The sequence below is a fragment of the Streptomyces sp. f51 genome, from assembly GCF_037940415.1.
Taxonomy (GTDB): Bacteria; Actinomycetota; Actinomycetes; order Streptomycetales; family Streptomycetaceae; genus Streptomyces.
Map to the genome: position 1 here is coordinate 5,705,501 of NZ_CP149798.1, position 16,261 is coordinate 5,721,761.

The following is a 16,261-nucleotide window of genomic DNA, read 5'->3' on the forward strand; positions in this document are numbered from 1 at the left end:
TTCCCGTCGAGGGCCAGGCCGTGGTCCCCATGGGTCTCCCGACCCGGACCACGCCCGGCCCTCCGTGGGGCGCTCCTCAGCCGGCGGCCGGTGCCGCCGTACCGGCGAGAGCCTCCAGATCGCTCTTGCGGACCTTGATGACCAGTGCCGCGGTGGTCAGGGCGAGCAGAGCCATGCCCACCGCGGGTATGAAGGCGGTCGAGATGCCATGGGCGAGTACGTCGTGACCCCAAGGGGCCGGCAGCTGATGGGACTTGGCGAACGCGGCCTTCTGCTCGGCCGAGCCGTCCGCCAGGAACTTCGGCATCTGCGTGCGCGCCTCGTCACGGCTGGCCGTTCCGAAGACCGTGGTGAGGATGGAGAGGCCGAGCGAACCACCCACCTGCTGCGTGACGTTGAGCAGCCCGGAGGCCGCGCCCGCCTCGTGCTGGGCGACACCGGAGACGGCGGTCACCGTCAGCGTCACGAAATTCAGGCCCATGCCGAAGCCGAACAGCAGCATGGGGCCGAGGACTCCGCCCGCGTACGAGTCGTCGGGACTGATGAAGGTCAGCCAGCCGAGCCCGAGGGCGACGAGGGACGAACCGGTGACCATGAAGGGCTTGGGGCCGAGCACCGGCAGGAAGCGCTGGGAGAGACCCGCGCCGACCGCGATCGCGACCGTCACCGGGAGGAACGCCACACCGGCCGAGATCGGGGTGTACCCGAGGACGTTCTGCACGAAGAGGACGATGTAGAAGAACATGCCGAACATCGCGGCGGCGAGACTCAGCATGATCAGGTAGGTGCCCGAACGGTTGCGGTCGGCGAACATCCGCAGCGGCGTGATCGGTTCCCGCGCCCGGGTCTCGATGATCCCGAACGCCAGCAGCAGTGCCGCGGCCGCGCTGAACGAGCCGATCGTGAGGCTGTCCCGCCATCCGTTCTCCGCCGCGCGGATGAAGCCGTAGACCAGGGACGCCATCCCGGCCGTCGAGGTGAGCGCACCGGCGATGTCGAAGCGCCCCGGGTGACGAGGCGACTCGTTGATGTACAGCGGCGCCAGGACGGCGATCAGGATGCCGATGGGTACGTTGACGAACAGGACCCACCGCCAGTCGAGCCACTCCGTGAGCATGCCACCGGCGAGCAGCCCGATGGCGCCGCCGCCGGCCGAGACCGTCGCGAAGACGGCGAACGCCCGGTTCCGCTCCGGTCCCTCGGGGAAAGTCGTCGTGATCAGGGCCAGCGAGGTCGGCGAGGCGATCGCGCCACCCATGCCCTGGAGGGCCCGCGCCGCCAGCAACTGCCAGGGTTCCTGGGCGAGTCCGCCGAGCAGCGAGGCGAAGGTGAACAGCAGGATGCCGGTCATGAAGACCCGGCGCCTGCCGAGGATGTCACCGGCCCGCGCGCCGAGAAGCAGCAGGCCGCCGAAGGTGAGGGTGTACGAACTGACCACCCATGTCAGGTCGGTCGTACTGAAGTCGAGTGCGTCTTGAATGTGCGGGAGTGCGATGTTCACAATCGTCGCGTCGAGTACCACCATGAGTTGGCAGGCCGCGATGACGGTGAGCGCGATGCCGGGATGTCCCTCCCGGCGAGCCGCACCTGGCTTGCTTTCCTGAACCAATGGAGTGGTTGTCACTAGGCTGCCCCCACAAGTGCGTTAGTGAACGCTCGCGTTCACTTTCGCGTCAACGGTAGTGAGTCCCCGTCAGTGAACGCAAGCGTTCACTGAAGTCGCTGTCCGGAGACGCCAGTCCGACCGTCCGCCCCCGCACGAAAGCCCGAACTCCCCGCATTTCGCTCCCTGTACGACGGAGACACTCTGATGGTTACCTCGCGATGGACGGCCGCCCCCGCTCAGGCACCCCCCTCGCGCCGGCGCGGTGCCGTGCTCGAGCGCGCGATCCTGGAAGCCGCGCTGGAGCAGCTCGGCTCGGTCGGCTGGAACGGCCTCACCATGGAGGGCGTGGCCGCGGGCGCCCAGACCGGCAAGGCCGCGGTCTACCGCCGCTGGCCCTCGAAGGCGGACCTGGTCGCTGACGCGCTCCAGGCCGGACTGCCGGACCTGACCCGCGCTCCCGACCTCGGCGGCGTCCGGGAGGACCTGCTGGAGGTGTGCCGCCGGGTGCGCGAGGCGATGTTCTCGCCGCCCGGGATCGCGCTTCGCTCAGTGCTTCACGAATGCGATGTGAGACAGGCCGAACACTTCAACCAGGTCATCCTCGGCGGTGTCGTCGAGCCCACCCTGCGTCTGCTCCGCGAGGTCGTCCAGCGCGGTATCGAACGGGGTGAGGTGCGTCCCGACGCGGCGAACTCGTACGTCTTCGACGCCGTCCCGGCGATGATGATGTACCGCGCCAAAGTGTGCGCGAGCGAATGGAGTGACCTGGACCTCCAGGAGATGATCGACCAGATGATGGTCCCGCTGCTGCGCGCACGCTCCGGCTGACGGGTCCCTAGCGTGGGTCCGAGGCGTGGGTCCGGGGCGTGAGTCCGGGGGTGGGTTGGGCGCGCGGTTCGTGTGGGGTGGCCGGTGGGCCCGTGCGCGTCGCCGCGCTGATTCATGGGCGTCGGTCGGGTGGTCCGCGCAAGCCGCCGGCCTCCGTGCGTGGGCCGGGTCCGGCGGCGTCGGTGAGGGCTTTCCCGCGGCCGGGGGACCTGGGTGTCGCGAGGAGCTCGGAGCGGCGTAGTCTGAGGGCGCCATGCCGTACGAACCCCCCACTCACACCGTCGAGCGCTCCCTCCGCGCCACGACCGGAGCGAAGGTCATAGCCGGTGTCGACGAGGTGGGGCGCGGTGCCTGGGCCGGCCCCGTCACCGTCTGCGCCGCCGTCACCGGACTGCGCCGCCCGCCCGAAGGCCTCACCGACTCCAAGCTCCTGACCGTCAAGCGCCGCACCGCGCTGGCCGTGGAGTTGGAGAAGTGGGTGACGGCGTACGCCCTCGGGCACGCCTCCCCGGAGGAGATCGACCAGCTGGGAATGACGGCAGCGCTGCGCCTCGCGGCGGTACGCGCGCTGGAAGCCTTGCCGGTCCGCCCCGACGCGGTCATCCTCGACGGGAAGCACGACTATCTCGGCGCTCCCTGGCAGGTCCGCACGGTGATCAAGGGCGACCAGTCCTGCGTCGCCGTCGCGGCGGCCTCCGTGATCGCCAAGGTGCGGCGCGACAAAATGATGGCCGAACTGGGCATCGAACATGCAGACTTCGGCTTTGCGGCCAACGCCGGGTACCCGTCGCCGGTCCACAAAGCCGCGCTGGAGGAGCGGGGTCCCACCCCGTACCACCGGTTGACGTGGGCGTATCTTGATGCGCTGCCCCAGTGGCGGCATCTCAAGAAGGCCCGCAGCTGGGCGGACGGAAACGTTCCGGAGATCGAGGGCCAGCTCGGCTTCGATTTCTGACGATTCCGTTCGCACTCATGTGCCACCCGCCGGGGCGAGTCGCACCGGCGTTTGATAGACATCAGCTCATGCCTCTCCTTCCCGAGGAGCCTCAGATTCACGAGAGTGCCCAGGGTCCCCGCGTCACTCCGGCCAGTGGCCGCACCGCGCAGACCCCTCGCCCCGTACCCGGTCCCCGTCCCGCGGCCCCGCCGCGTCCCGGCCGTCCGGGTCCTGTCCGGCCGATGCCGGCCCAACGCACCCCCCGCGAGCCGGCCGTGGCCGCTCCCGGTCCGTCCGCCAAGTCGGCCGCACCCGCGGCCGTCACCCCGCAGATCCAGCTCGTCCCGGCCTCGGCCGACGGTGCGCTGGACGCCGCGGAAGAAGCCGTCGACCTCCTGCTGGAGTCGGGCCGCGCCCCCGGTGAGGTGCTGGTGATCACCACCGGCGACCCGCACCCATGGGCCGCGCACGAGCTGTCCTTCGGCGAGGCCGCCTACTGGGCGCAGCACGACGCCGGCGACGACGTCTTCTACACCGACGCCACCGCCGCGCGCCGGGCCGCTTCCCGTCCCGTGGTCGTGGTCGCGGTCAACGGGGGTTCCGGCGACGCCGCCGCGACCGCCCTGCCGCTGGCCCTCGGCCGTGCCGGTGCCCTGCTGATCGTCTGCGGCGACCCGCAGCAGATCAACTCGGTCCTGGCCGCAGGCGTCTGAGCGCGTTCCGGACCCGGTCCGGAACGCGCCCGGCGGGACGCTGAGGGTGCCGCGACGGCGGCACCTGCACAGCGGTCACTTCTGCGTACCCGCACGCGTCCGCGCCCGCAGGCGCTCGGCCCGCCACTCTTCGTGCGGTACGGGCTGCCTTGGCGCGCCCGCGCTTCACTCGCTGACCCCCTGGCTTTCCCGCGCAGCGGGAACACGCCTCGGATTCAGGCACGGGGTGCAAGTGGTCCCGGGCTCAAGGTGTGGGCCAGGTCTGCCGAGCGGACCATTGGTCCCGGACTTCGGGGCTTGGGTGCGCCCCGGCCATCCGCTCGGATCATGGGCGGCCCCGGACTCGGATGCGAGCCGCGCTTCGTGGACACCAGGTGCGAGCGGTACGGCGCCGGCGCCGCCGTCGGGCGGGTGCGGCCCGCCTTCCCCCGGGGCGGGCCAACGCTCACGACTCGACGCCTGTCAGCGGGCGGCCGCCCGGCGCATCACCTCGGAGGCGACGCCGCCGGTGCGGGGCAGCGGCGGCAGCACCTCCCCCACGTAGAACTCCGGAGCCGACTCGGAGTTGGGGCGGCGTCCGCCGCGGCCCTCGCCGAGAACCTGCCAGCCGTCACGTGTCAGTGTGATGTACGCGCCGCACCGCAGCCCGTGGAGCGTGCAGGCGTCCCGCAGCCCCCACATCCAGGCGCCGTCCTCCTCCGTCCAGCGCGCGTCGCCGTCCCGGCAGTACAGCAGTACGGCCGTGCGTGCGGGAGTGCGGCGCCGCAGGTCGTGCGGGATGACCCGGCGCAGCTGCGCGAGCAGGGCGTTGCGGAACATCCAGCCGTCGGCGGGTGCCGAACGCCGGGTGAAGGAGGCGCTCGCCATCAGCCGCTCGTCCTGGTCGAGCACCGCGACGACCGCGGTCGAAGGTCTGGGCCGGTGCCGGGCGTGAAGGCCGCTCACGACCTCACGGGGATCGCGCAGAAGCGGAATTCCGGCCGAGGCCCATTCGGCGGGTTCCAGCATGCGGGTGAGTGAGTTGGTGGAAGCGGCGGACAGGTCGGGAGACGTCGACAAGGTTGCCGCCGAGGACGGAGCGAATCCGAAGGTCACGGTCCTCCCTTCGGCTACGTGCCCAGACAGCGGGCGGGGTCGGACTTGGGGGAATGGCACGCCGCAGCAGAGCCCTACCGGACCACGGGCAAACCGTGCGGGGAGCGGACCTCAATTCTTCCTGTCGAACTGGGTTGCGGCAACGAGCAATTGGGGCCACAGACCGTTTTCGGGCGATTAGAGTCCTATATACCTGCCCGGTGTTTCGAATCGCGACACACGAGTCACGCTTGTACGGCGAGGACCAGCGGCAACACTGTCTGAGCACCCGCTCTGCGCAGCATCCGTGATGCCACCGCAAGCGTCCACCCAGTGTCCGTGGCATCGTCCACCAGCAAGACCGGACCTTCCGCTTCTCTCAGGACGGCGGCCAGCTGAGGGGGCACGGTCAGCGCTCCGTCCAGCGCCTTCAGCCGTTGCGCGCTGTTGCTCCGGGAGACGTGGGCCTCCTCGCCGACGTACTCCACGGAACCCAGCAGCGGCAGCCGCCCGATCTCGGCGATCCTCGCACCCAGCGAGCCGATCAGCCGCGGCCGCGAACGCGAGGCGATGGTCACCACCCCTACCGGGCGCGGCGGTGCGTCGGGCTGCCCCGAGGCCCAGCCCCCGGGTCCCTTCGCCCAGTCGGCCAGGACACCGACCACGGCCTTGGCGACATCGTCCGGAACCGGCCCGTCCGGGGCGTGCGGGGCGAGTATCGGCCGCAGCCGGTTGCCCCAGCCGATGTCCGAGAGCCGTCCCAGGGCGCGCCCCGGAGCCGCTTGCTCGCCGGCCGGGATGCGGCCCTTCAGCTCGACGCCGATCGCGGCCAGGCCGGTCGGCCACATCTTGCGGGGCTCGACCTCGACGCCCGCGCGGTCCAGCTCACCGTTCGCGGCGTCCAGGGCCGTGGCCGAGACGGATGTCTGGAATCGTCCGCCGGCGCAGTTGTCGCAGCGTCCGCACGGCGCGGCACCCTCGTCGTCCAGCTGCCGCCGCAGGAACTCCATGCGGCAGCCGGTCGTCGACACGTAGTCCCGCATAGCCTGCTGTTCCGCCGCCCGCTGCTTGGCGACCCAGGCATAGCGCTCGGTGTCGTACGTCCAGGGCAGGCCCGTGGAGATCCAGCCGCCCTTGACCCGGTGCACCGCTCCGTCGACGTCGAGCACCTTGAGCATGGTCTCCAGGCGGGATCTGCGCAGTTCCACAAGCGGTTCCAGCGCGGGCAGGGAGAGCGGGCGCTCGGCCCGCGCCAGCACGTCCAGAGTGCGCCGCACCTGCTCCTCAGGGGGGAAGGCGATCGAGGCGAAGTATTCCCAGATCGCCTGGTCCTCCTTGCCCGGCAGGAGCAGCACCTCCGCGTGCTCCACCCCGCGCCCCGCGCGCCCCACCTGCTGGTAGTAGCCGATCGGGGAGGAGGGGGAACCGAGGTGCACGACGAAGCCCAGGTCGGGTTTGTCGAAGCCCATGCCCAGGGCCGACGTGGCGACCAGGGCCTTGACGCGGTTGGCGAGCAGGTCCTCCTCGGCCTGCTGGCGGTCCGCGTTCTCGGTCTTCCCGGTGTACGAGGCCACGGTGTACCCGCTCTGGCGAAGGAACGCGGCGACCTCCTCGGCCGCGGCCACCGTCAGCGTGTAGATGATCCCGGAGCCCGGCAGTTCGTTCAGGTGCTCGGCGAGCCAGGCCATCCGGTGCGCGGCGTCCGGCAGCCGCAGCACGCCGAGGCTCAGACTCTCCCGGTCCAGGGGGCCGCGCAGAACCAGCGCGTCGGTGCTCACGCCCGTGCCCAGTTGCTCGGCGACGTCGGCCGTCACGCGCGCGTTGGCTGTCGCGGTGGTGGCCAGCACCGGGGTGTCGGGCGGCAGGTCGGCCAGCATGGTCCGCAGGCGGCGGTAGTCCGGCCGGAAGTCGTGGCCCCAGTCGGAGATGCAGTGCGCCTCGTCGACCACCAGCAGACCGGTGGCCGCGGCGAGCTTGGGCAGCACCTGGTCGCGGAAGTCGGGATTGTTCAGCCGCTCCGGACTCACCAGGAGGACGTCGACCTCGCTCGCCGCCACCTCGGCCTGGATGGTCTCCCACTCCTCCGTGTTGGACGAGTTGATCGTCCGTGCGCGGATTCCGGCGCGGGCCGCGGCCTCCACCTGGTTGCGCATCAGCGCGAGGAGCGGGGAGACGATCACGGTGGGCCCGGCACCCAGTTCGCGCAGCAGTGCCGTCGCCACGAAGTACACCGCGGACTTGCCCCAGCCGGTGCGCTGCACGACGAGCGCTCTGCGCTTGTCGGCCACCAGCGCCTCGATGGCGCGCCACTGGTCCTCGCGCAGCCGTGCCTCGCCCGCCGGAGCGCCGACCAGGCGGGCCAGGACGGCATCGGCCGTGGCCCTGAGTTCTTCGCGGGAGGCGTCGGGTGCGTTGTCGGGGACTGTGGGTCGCGGGTCTTCGGTCGTCATGGCTCCATGCAACCGGATGGGTCCGACATTGCGCGAACGAGACGTCGAGCTGTGGACAAGTTCTGTCGTGGCCATGGCGGCGGTTATCCACAGACCCAACCGGAATTCTGCATTCCGAGAGATGGTCACCGCATGACGAATCACGACGAAGCGACCGGCACGTCCGGCGACCAGAACATCAGCGCCGTCGGTGGATGCCGCCAGAACCCCGGGCCCGACCGCTCCGGCGGCGATGGCGGAAATGGCGGAGAAGGCGGCGAACGTGGGCACGGCGGTCGAGGCGGGCGGGGCGGGCCTCGCGACCACGCAGGCGAAGGGTGGGACGGCCCGGACGGACGGTCCGGACGCGAGGTCCGGGACCGGATCGTCCGACAGGCCGGCCCCAGGATTCCCGGCGATACGGCGATTCTCGGCGGGCTGCGCCACGGGGGCGGCGCGGACCGAGCCGGCGACGACCGCGACCCGGGCAGCCTGGGCCTCCCGGGCGGAGAGCATCAGGTGACTCTCCGCACCCCGGCCGAGCTGGCCGACGCGCTGCCCTACCTCCTTGGCTACCGCCCCGACGACAGCATCGTGCTGGTCGCCCTGCACGACAGGGAAAAGCGCGGCCGGTTCGGTGGCCGGGCCCGTCTCGGCATCCCTGCACACGCGGAGGACTGGCCGTCCGCCTCCGACGAGCTCGCCCGGGGCCTGGTGAAGGGCAGCGAACGCCGGGGAGCCCGCCCCGGCAGCATGGTGGCGTACCTGTGCCAGGAACCCCGGAGCGGTGAATCGGGGCGAGACGTGATGGAACGCCTGAGGCCGCTCGCTCAGCTGCTGCGGACGGCCTGCGGACGCCTCGACGTTCCGGTGATCGAGGCCCTCTGCATCTCCGACGGCCGTTTCTGGACCTACACCTGCCCGGGGCAGGGCTGCTGTCCGGCGGAAGGCACGCCGATGGGACTGCCGGGCACGTCGGTCCTCGCCGCCGCCGCGACCTACGCGGGCCTCCAGGTGCGCGGATCCCTGAAGGACCTGACAGCCAGGTTCCTTCCCTGGGAATCCACCGCGGCGCTGGGACAGGAGGTGGCACTCGACACGGCCAGCATGGCCCTGGTTCCGCGCATCCTCGGGGACGACAGCCGAGGCGCGGTGGCGGAGGAGACCCTCGCGCTGGCCCGTCGGATCAGGGACCGGTTCGCCGCGGCCTTTGCCGTGTCGGGCACACGCCCGTCGGACCTGCGAGACGACGGACTCCTGGACAACGACGAGGCCGCCACGTTGATCCTCGGCTTGCAGGACCGCACGACCCGTGACCGTGCCGCCCAGTGGATGGAGGGCGACGAGGCCGCCCCCGCGCTGCGCCTGTGGCGGGCCCTGTCCCGACGCTGCGTCGGCCCCTACCGCGAGCACGCCGCGGCACCCCTCACCCTCGCGGGCTGGGTCGCCTGGTCCATGGGCGACGAACTGGAGGCACGGGAAGCGCTCGCCATGGCACTCGGCGCCGATCCCGACTATCTGTTCGCCCGCCTGCTCCACCAGGCGTGCAATGAGGGGCTCGACCCGGAATCGGTCCGGCGCTGCCTGCGCGCGCAGCGCACGGACCGGGCCACGACAGACGCGGGCCGGCCGACCGGATCCGGCACGCCCCTCCCGGCGGACGGGGTGACACCGTCCGGATCCCTCGCGCCCGGCGCCCCGCCGTCGACATCCACTCCCCGCCGCCGCAAGCCCCGGTCCACCGCACATGGCGGGAGCCGAACAGGCCGCCGCGGCCCCGGGACCCGTACCGCCCGTGGGTCCCGTCCGGGCGATACCTCACCGGCCGGGGACCGGTCGCGCCGCTCGGCGGACCGCGCGGACGGTCAGACGCGCGGGTGCGGCGACAACGAGCGGCACGGTTCAGGGGAGGACGGGTGAGTGTCCGGGCCACACCCAGCCGAGAAAGGCTCAAGGCGAAGACCGGCAGCGCTTTTCGGCCTGGGCGGGGCCGGTCGAAGGCAGGGGCCGGTCGGGCTGTTCGGCCGGAATGGGTCAGGAGCCCGGACGGCCCGGGCGTGGGCCGCGTCCCAGGTTGTCCCCCGTCGACCGGCGCTCATGAGACGTATGGGCCGTCTCACCCCCATTCGGTCGGCTTTCCACCACAAACGCGTGACCCGGGACCGGGGTGCCCCGTTCACCTGAGTGGCGGAATCCGTGGCCGGATTGCGCCGCCGCAACGCCCGCGACCCCGCGGAGCCCCCACCCGGTGCTCCGCGTGCTCCCGGCGCACCGAGCGCGGAGGAAGCCCCCTCATGTCCATGCCCCATCCGTCCTCGGCACCCGACGGCACGCGTCCGTCAGAGCACGAGTCCGCACAGTCCGCCGGACGCGGGGGCGCTCCGGCGGCCCCGCGACCGGGCGGTGACGCCGGTGCGCCCTACGTGCCGGCAGGCCGCGTTCCCGGAGTTCCCCGGACGTCCTTTCCCGCGCCGGGTCGGCCTTCGGACCTGCCGCCGGCCCACACCACCCTCATCTGCGCCGCTCTTCCCGGACTGGTGATCTCGACGGAGGAAGGACAGCTGACGGGCCGCGGCCTCGAGGGCTTCTACAGGGCGGGCCGCCGGATGCTGTCCCGCTGCCTGGTCCGGGTCGCGGGCCGGGAACCGCTCGCGATGCAGGCCCGCATGCTCGCGGCCGACCGGGCCCGCTTCGTCGGCACGCTGCGCGCGTCTCCGGAAACAGGCCCGGACCCGGACGTCGTCGTCGAAAGAACCCGTCACGCGGAGGGCGTCGAACGGATCACCCTGCGCAGTTCGGCTCTCCGGGCCCTGCGCCTGCCTGTCGAGGTCGCCCTCGGGACGGACCTCGCGGAACTGGGCGACGTGGCCTCGGGCAGAGCCGGGCCCGAGCTGCCCGCCACGGTCCACTCCGCAGGACTGCGCTGGTCCTGCCCCACGGGCTATGTGATCGTCGCCGCGGACCCGCCGCCGACCGATGCCCTGGCCTCGGCAGGGCTGCTGCGCTGGGAGCTCGAACTGCCGCCCGGCGGGGCGCTCACCTTGGAACTGCGCATCAGACCGGACGGCCAAGGGCCGGTCACGCCGGTGGGTCGCGGGGCGGCGAGCCCGTTCGCCGAGGCCGGGGCGCTCAGCGACGAACCAGGGGCCGAACGGCTTCTGAGAACCTGCGTCGACGACCTTCGGGCCCTGTTGCTGCGCGACCCCCGGCATCCGGCCGACAAACACCTCGCGGCGGGTGCCCCCTGGCGCTGCGGGCTGGCGCCGGCCGAGGCGCTGGCCGCGGCCCGGATGACCCTGCCGCTCGGCACGCGCCTTGCCGCAGGCACGCTGCGGACACTCGCCCGCACACAACTCGTCGGTCCGGGACCGCGCTCCGGGCTGATCCCGGGACCGCTCCGGGACAGCGGGCCGCATCTGCCGCCGGGCTGCACGGGGACCGAGGCCACCCTGCTCTTCCCCGTGCTTCTCGCCGAGGCCTGGCGCTGGGGGCTGGCCGAGCGGGAGGTGGAGGATCTGCTGCCCGCGGCCGAGCGGTGTCTGGAGTGGCTGCGGACCACGGTCGGTGACGGCTCGTATCTGTCCGACGTGCAGCCGGGCGGACCGTTCCGCTGCGAGACACAGGCGCACGCCCATCGGGCGGCACTGCTCGGCGCCGGTCTGCTCGACGCACACGGTCGGACCGGCGGCACGGGGCTGCGGCAGTGGGCCCAGGCGATGCGGACGACGTTCCGTGACGACTTCTGGGCCGAGGACGGCGCCGGTGGCCGACCGGCCGCCGCCCGCACCCAGGACGGCCGAACCGTGTCCCAGCTCGGTTCGGGCGCCGCCCATCTCCTCGACACCGGTCTGTCGGGCGCCGGAGAGATGGCACCGGGTCTGCTCGACAAGGCCCGGACCGAACAGCTCGCGAGGCTGCTCGGCGGCCCGGCCATGGACTCTGGCTGGGGCCTGCGGAGCCTCGGGGCCAAGGAGACGGCGTACAACCCGTTCGGTCATCGCAGCGGGGCCGTGCGCGTCCATGAGACGGCCGTCGCCGTGGCGGGGCTCGCCGCCGCCGGCCACGAGGAGGAAGCGGGCTCCCTGCTGCGCGGCGTACTGGCGGCGGCCGAGTCCTTCGGCGGCAGACTGCCCGAGATGTACGCGGGGGAACAGCGCACACCGGGGAGCGCTCCGCTTCCCCATCCGGCCGCCTCCCGCCCCGCGGCCACGTCCGCCGCGGCGGGGGTGTTGCTGCTCTGCTCCCTCGCCGGGATCCGTCCCGACGCCCCCGCGGGGACCGTGGCTCTGCGCCCGTTCCGGGCCGCGCCCCTCGGCGAGATCGTGCTGACGGGCCTGCGGATCTCGGGCGCCCCCTTCTCCGTGCGCGTCAGCAGACTCGGGCTCGCCATGGTCGAGGAGGCGGGTGACGGATTGCAGCTGGGCGTGTGACCTCCGGGAGGCGCTTCTGGCCGAGCGGCCCCGGCGGCGAGCCGCCGTACGGACGGAAGTCGATCAACCATGGACCGTGCTCACGAAGGAGGTGTTTATCGTCAGGCAGACGACTATGATCGCGGCATGCCCTACGACCCGTCAGCCTTTCCGCCCTTCGCCGTGACCGTGGACCTGGTCGTGCTGACCGTGCGCCGCCATGCCCTGTGCGCGTTGGCGGTACGGCGGGGCGAGCAGCCGTTCCAGGGGCGATGGGCACTGCCCGGCGGCTTCGTACGGACCGACGAGGACCTGGCCCAGGCGGCGGCACGTGAGCTGGCCGAGGAGACGGGCCTGTGCGCGCACGACCCCTCGGTTCCCGCACAGGACAACGGCGCGCACCTCGAGCAGCTCGCGACCTACGGCGACCCCAAGCGCGACCCCCGGATGCGCGTGGTGAGCGTCGCGCATCTCGCCCTCGCCCCCGACCTGCCCGCTCCACGGGCGGGCGGCGACGCGAACAGCGCGCGCTGGGCACCCGTCGAGGAGCTCCTGCAACAGGGCGGGTACGGACGGGACGGGGAGCAGGCGGCACCCCTCGCCTTCGATCACGCGCAGATCCTCTCGGACGGCGTGGAGCGCGCCCGGTCCAAGATCGAGTACTCGTCGCTGGCGACCGCCTTCTGTCCGACCGAGTTCACCGTCGGCGAGCTGCGCCGTGTCTACGAGGCCGTGTGGGGTGTGGCACTCGACCCGCGCAACTTCCACCGCAAGGTGACCGGAACGCCGGGCTTCCTCGTGCCCACGGGGGGCACGACCACGCGCCAGGGCGGCCGCCCCGCCCAGTTGTTCCGCGCGGGCGGCGCCACACTGCTGAACCCGCCGATGCTGCGTCCCGAGGTCTGACGAAGGCGACGAACACGGGTTCGGCCCCCGGAGCGTTGGTGTGCTCGCCGGACCATCGAGGCCTGGCGGAGGCAAGCCGCATGGCGCCCGGAAAATCCGAAATGTCGCGCTATCTTGCTTTGAGTGATCCAGGCCATCGGACTGACCAGCAACACCCGCAAGGCGCGTCCGCCCGCCGTCGACGACGTGTCCTTCGAGGCGCGCGCGGGCCACGTCACGGCGCTCGTCGGAGCCCCGGGCGCGGGCAAGACAACGGCGCTGCGGCTCATGCTCGAACTCCAACAGGGCCGCGGAATCACCTACTTCCGGGGCAGGCCACTGCATCGGATCACCCATCCCTCGCGCGAGGTCGGCGTCCTCCTGGGCGAAGTGCCGGGCCATCCGGCACGCACGGTCCGCGGTCAGCTGCGCATGCTGTGCGCCGCCGTCGGCGTCCCCGTGCGCCGCGCTGACGACGTCCTCGAAGTGGTCGGGCTCGTCAGCCTCCGGGACGAGAGCCTGGGCACGCTGTCCCGTGGCATGGACCGCCGGCTCGGACTGGCCTGCGCGCTCCTGGCCGACCCTCACACCCTCGTGCTCGACGGACCCGCGGACGGCCTGTCCGTCAAGGAAGGCCGATGGCTGCACGGGATTCTGCGGGCACACGCGGCGCAAGGCGGCACGGTGCTGTTCACCACGGACGACGCCAAGGAGGCCGCGCGAACCGCCGACCGGGTCGTCACGCTGGAACAGGGGCGCCTCGTCGCCGACCAAGGTGCCGCGGAGTTCGCCCGGACCCGGCTCCGGCCGCGGGTGGCAGTCAGGAGTCCGCATGCCGCCAGACTCGGTTCTCTCCTGACCAAGGAGGCCCGTACCGCGCAGCGCTCGGTCGAAGTGGTGCGCGAGGAGGGCAACCGGCTCTCCGTGTACGGCAGTACCTGCGCCGACGTCGGCGAGACGGCCTTCCGGCACGGCATCCTCGTACACCAACTCGCCGACGAGACAGGGGACATGGGGCCGACACCGGCCAAGGCGTCGCCGGGGGAAGGTGAGCGGACCGCCGCCGAGCCGAGCCCCGAGGAGGTGCGCCCCGCCGCGGATCCGAGCCCTGCCACCGATCCGAGCCCTGTCATCGATCCGACGCTCTTCGTCGAGCCGAGCCCGGTCGAGGCGTCGGCCGCGGACGATCCGCCCGTCCTCCCGCCGGCCATCGCCGTACGGCAGGTACGGAGCCCGCTGCGCCCCCTGCGCTACGAACTGCGCAGGGCCGCCGGTGTCGGAACCGGCTACTTCACCGCGGCCGCCGTACTTGTCTCCTCGGTCCTCGTGTCCGTCCTCCTGGCCAGAATCGGTCACACACCCCAGACGCGCCTGCTGGCCGCGTGGCCCCGGGAACTCCCGCTGCCGCCCGCGGCGCTCGGTGCGGGCCTGCTGGGCGCCGTCGCCTTCGGTGAGGAGTTCCGCCACCCCGCCCTGGCCGCGGACCGCGGCACCGTCCCGCGCCGGCTGGGACTGCTGACCGCCAAGCTGCTCCTCGCCTCGGTGACCGCGCTCACGCTGGCGTTCCTCACCGTGGGCTGCGACCTCGAAGTGCTCTACCTCGTCTACGGACGGGAGCTCACCGAAGTTCCCTCGGACTGGCTCTCGCTGAGCGCCAGTTGGTTCGGGCTGGTGGTGGGCTGCGCGTGGGCGGGCGTGCTGGCGGCCGGCATCTTCCGGTCCACCGCGGCGGGGCTCGCGGCGGTGCTCGCCGTGCCGGTCGTCGTCGTACCGCTCGTACAAAAGGTCTTGCAGGGGCCGTCTGTGCGGTCGGCGGCCGGATTCCCGGAGCGGCTTCGGGAACTGGTCCTCATGCAGTGGCCGTTCGGAGGGGAGCACTACCTGGCTGCCGCCGTGCGCGTGCTCGCCCAACCCGTGGGCGGGGCACTGCTGTTGTCGCTGGGCGCGCTGCTCTGCGCATATCTGCTCACGACCCTGCGGAGCCGGGTCAGATGACGACCGTCCGCACCCTTCCGTTCCCCCTGTGCGCACAACTTCCCGGAGAACGCCCATTTCTTTCCGATAAGGCGTCAATTGCGACGGTGTGAGCGATCACCCTTTCGTGTGCTTTTCACCAAAGACCTCAAGGGAGTTGGAGTCGGAGCCGACAAAAGACCCGTGAGTACCCTTGCGCAGACCATGATGACCGCCGCCCGTTCCTCAGATTCCGGCCTGGCCGGACCGGGCGAACTCGACCGTTACCCCTATGCCGACGCGTCCGGTGCCGACCGGGTGAGCCCCCCCGTCTGGGACAGCGCCGAACCCGAACTCGGCCGTGTCGGCCGCCGCGCCGCAGGCAGCCGCGGGCGCGGGCTGCACGGCCAACTCGTCCAGCAGCTCGGACAGATGATCGTCTCCGGAGATCTCGGTGCGGACCGTCCGCTCGTGCCCGAGGAGATCGGCCAGCGCTTCGAGGTCTCCCGGACCGTCGTCCGCGAGTCGCTCCGCGTTCTGGAGGCGAAGGGGCTGGTCAGTGCCCGCCCGAACGTCGGAACGCGCGTGCGTCCCGTCAGTGACTGGAACCTCCTCGACCCGGACATCATCGAATGGCGGGCCTTCGGGCCGCAGCGGGACGACCAGCGACGCGAGCTGAGCGAGCTCCGCTGGACCATCGAGCCGCTCGCGGCGCGCCTCGCGGCAGGGCACGGGCGCGAGGACATCCAGCAGCGCCTCGGCGACATGGTCGAGATCATGGGCCACGCCATGTCGCAGGGCGACGCCCTCACGTTCTCGCGGGCCGACACCGAGTTCCACTCGCTGCTCATCCAGCTCGCGGGCAACAGGATGCTGGAGCACCTCTCGGGGATCGTCTCCGCGGCCCTCCAGGTGTCCGGCGGCCCGGTCACCGGCTGTGACCGGCCGACCGAGGCCTCGCTGGGTCACCACGCCCGGATCGCCGAGGCGCTCGCGGCGGCCGACGGCGCGGCGGCCGAGTCGGCCATGCGGCAGCTCCTCACCGTCCACCCCGAGGTGGAGCGTGTCGTGCCCGCGCCGCGCGAGCACTGATCGCGCGCCGAGGGTGACGCTGTCCGGAGCGCGGGGGCGCCCGCGGCGGCGTCGCACCCGTGAACCGTCACCCGTCGGGACCTCGCCGGATCCTTCGCGGATTCGGCGAGGTCCCGACGGTGTGACCGGGTGGCTGATCATGAACTAACCTGGCTTGACAGGATCTGTCATCTTTTGAGTGCTTACGCGGTGTGACTCGGGCCACGCAGATTGGGCGTAACGCTCGTCGGGGCAGCGCGATGACCTAAGAGGTGATAGCCGAGGAAGGAATACAGACGTCGTGTGTGGCGCTGTGCATCTTCCCGGTCCCCGCCCGCGCCGTCGGCCCATCCCCA

Annotated in this window: 11 protein-coding genes; 8 read left to right on the forward strand and 3 right to left on the reverse strand. The window is 72.0% G+C overall.

What is annotated here, in order from left to right; all coding sequences use genetic code 11:
* Nucleotides 1–76 precede the first annotated feature (76 nt).
* On the reverse strand, nucleotides 77–1,624 hold the full coding sequence (locus WJM95_RS24835; RefSeq protein ID WP_339132006.1) for an MFS transporter: 1,548 nt from the start codon (nucleotides 1,622–1,624) through the stop codon (nucleotides 77–79).
* 186 nt (nucleotides 1,625–1,810) lie between these two features.
* On the opposite strand from WJM95_RS24835, the gene WJM95_RS24840 reads away from it, so the two are divergent.
* The 3 genes from WJM95_RS24840 (at nucleotide 1,811) to WJM95_RS24850 (ending at nucleotide 4,084) form a co-directional block, all read left to right on the forward strand.
* Nucleotides 1,811–2,434, forward strand: coding sequence for a TetR/AcrR family transcriptional regulator (locus WJM95_RS24840; protein WP_339132007.1), 624 nt, complete (start codon nucleotides 1,811–1,813; stop codon nucleotides 2,432–2,434).
* Between the two features lie 253 nt (nucleotides 2,435–2,687).
* A complete protein-coding gene (locus WJM95_RS24845) occupies nucleotides 2,688–3,389 on the forward strand; it encodes a ribonuclease HII (protein ID WP_339132008.1) in 702 nt (233 codons plus the stop codon).
* 68 nt (nucleotides 3,390–3,457) lie between these two features.
* Nucleotides 3,458–4,084 (forward strand): hypothetical protein, encoded by a 627-nt coding sequence (locus tag WJM95_RS24850; RefSeq protein WP_339132009.1) that lies wholly within the window; start codon nucleotides 3,458–3,460, stop codon nucleotides 4,082–4,084.
* Between the two features lie 462 nt (nucleotides 4,085–4,546).
* On the opposite strand, the gene WJM95_RS24855 is transcribed toward WJM95_RS24850, so the two are convergent.
* Nucleotides 4,547–5,179 (reverse strand): hypothetical protein, encoded by a 633-nt coding sequence (locus tag WJM95_RS24855; RefSeq protein WP_339132010.1) that lies wholly within the window; start codon nucleotides 5,177–5,179, stop codon nucleotides 4,547–4,549.
* Between the two features lie 224 nt (nucleotides 5,180–5,403).
* Nucleotides 5,404–7,608 carry a RecQ family ATP-dependent DNA helicase gene (locus tag WJM95_RS24860; protein WP_339132011.1) on the reverse strand — a complete coding sequence of 735 codons (2,205 nt, stop codon included), beginning with the start codon at nucleotides 7,606–7,608 and terminating at the stop codon, nucleotides 5,404–5,406.
* Between the two features lie 363 nt (nucleotides 7,609–7,971).
* Between WJM95_RS24860 and WJM95_RS24865 the strand changes: the two genes are divergently transcribed.
* From WJM95_RS24865 to WJM95_RS24885, 5 genes are all read left to right on the forward strand, one after another.
* Nucleotides 7,972–9,507: a DUF4192 domain-containing protein gene (locus tag WJM95_RS24865; RefSeq protein ID WP_339135820.1), complete on the forward strand. Its 1,536-nt coding sequence runs from the start codon at nucleotides 7,972–7,974 to the stop codon at nucleotides 9,505–9,507.
* Nucleotides 9,508–10,076: 569 nt separating this feature from the next.
* A complete protein-coding gene (locus tag WJM95_RS24870; RefSeq protein WP_339135822.1) occupies nucleotides 10,077–12,017 on the forward strand; it encodes a glycogen debranching N-terminal domain-containing protein in 1,941 nt (646 codons plus the stop codon).
* A gap of 126 nt (nucleotides 12,018–12,143) precedes the next feature.
* Nucleotides 12,144–12,902, forward strand: coding sequence for an NUDIX hydrolase (locus WJM95_RS24875; RefSeq protein WP_339132012.1), 759 nt, complete (start codon nucleotides 12,144–12,146; stop codon nucleotides 12,900–12,902).
* Nucleotides 12,903–13,025: 123 nt separating this feature from the next.
* Nucleotides 13,026–14,876 (forward strand): ATP-binding cassette domain-containing protein, encoded by a 1,851-nt coding sequence (locus tag WJM95_RS24880; RefSeq protein WP_339132013.1) that lies wholly within the window; start codon nucleotides 13,026–13,028, stop codon nucleotides 14,874–14,876.
* Between the two features lie 162 nt (nucleotides 14,877–15,038).
* Nucleotides 15,039–15,926: an FCD domain-containing protein gene (locus WJM95_RS24885; RefSeq protein ID WP_339132014.1), complete on the forward strand. Its 888-nt coding sequence runs from the start codon at nucleotides 15,039–15,041 to the stop codon at nucleotides 15,924–15,926.
* Nucleotides 15,927–16,261 lie beyond the last annotated feature (335 nt).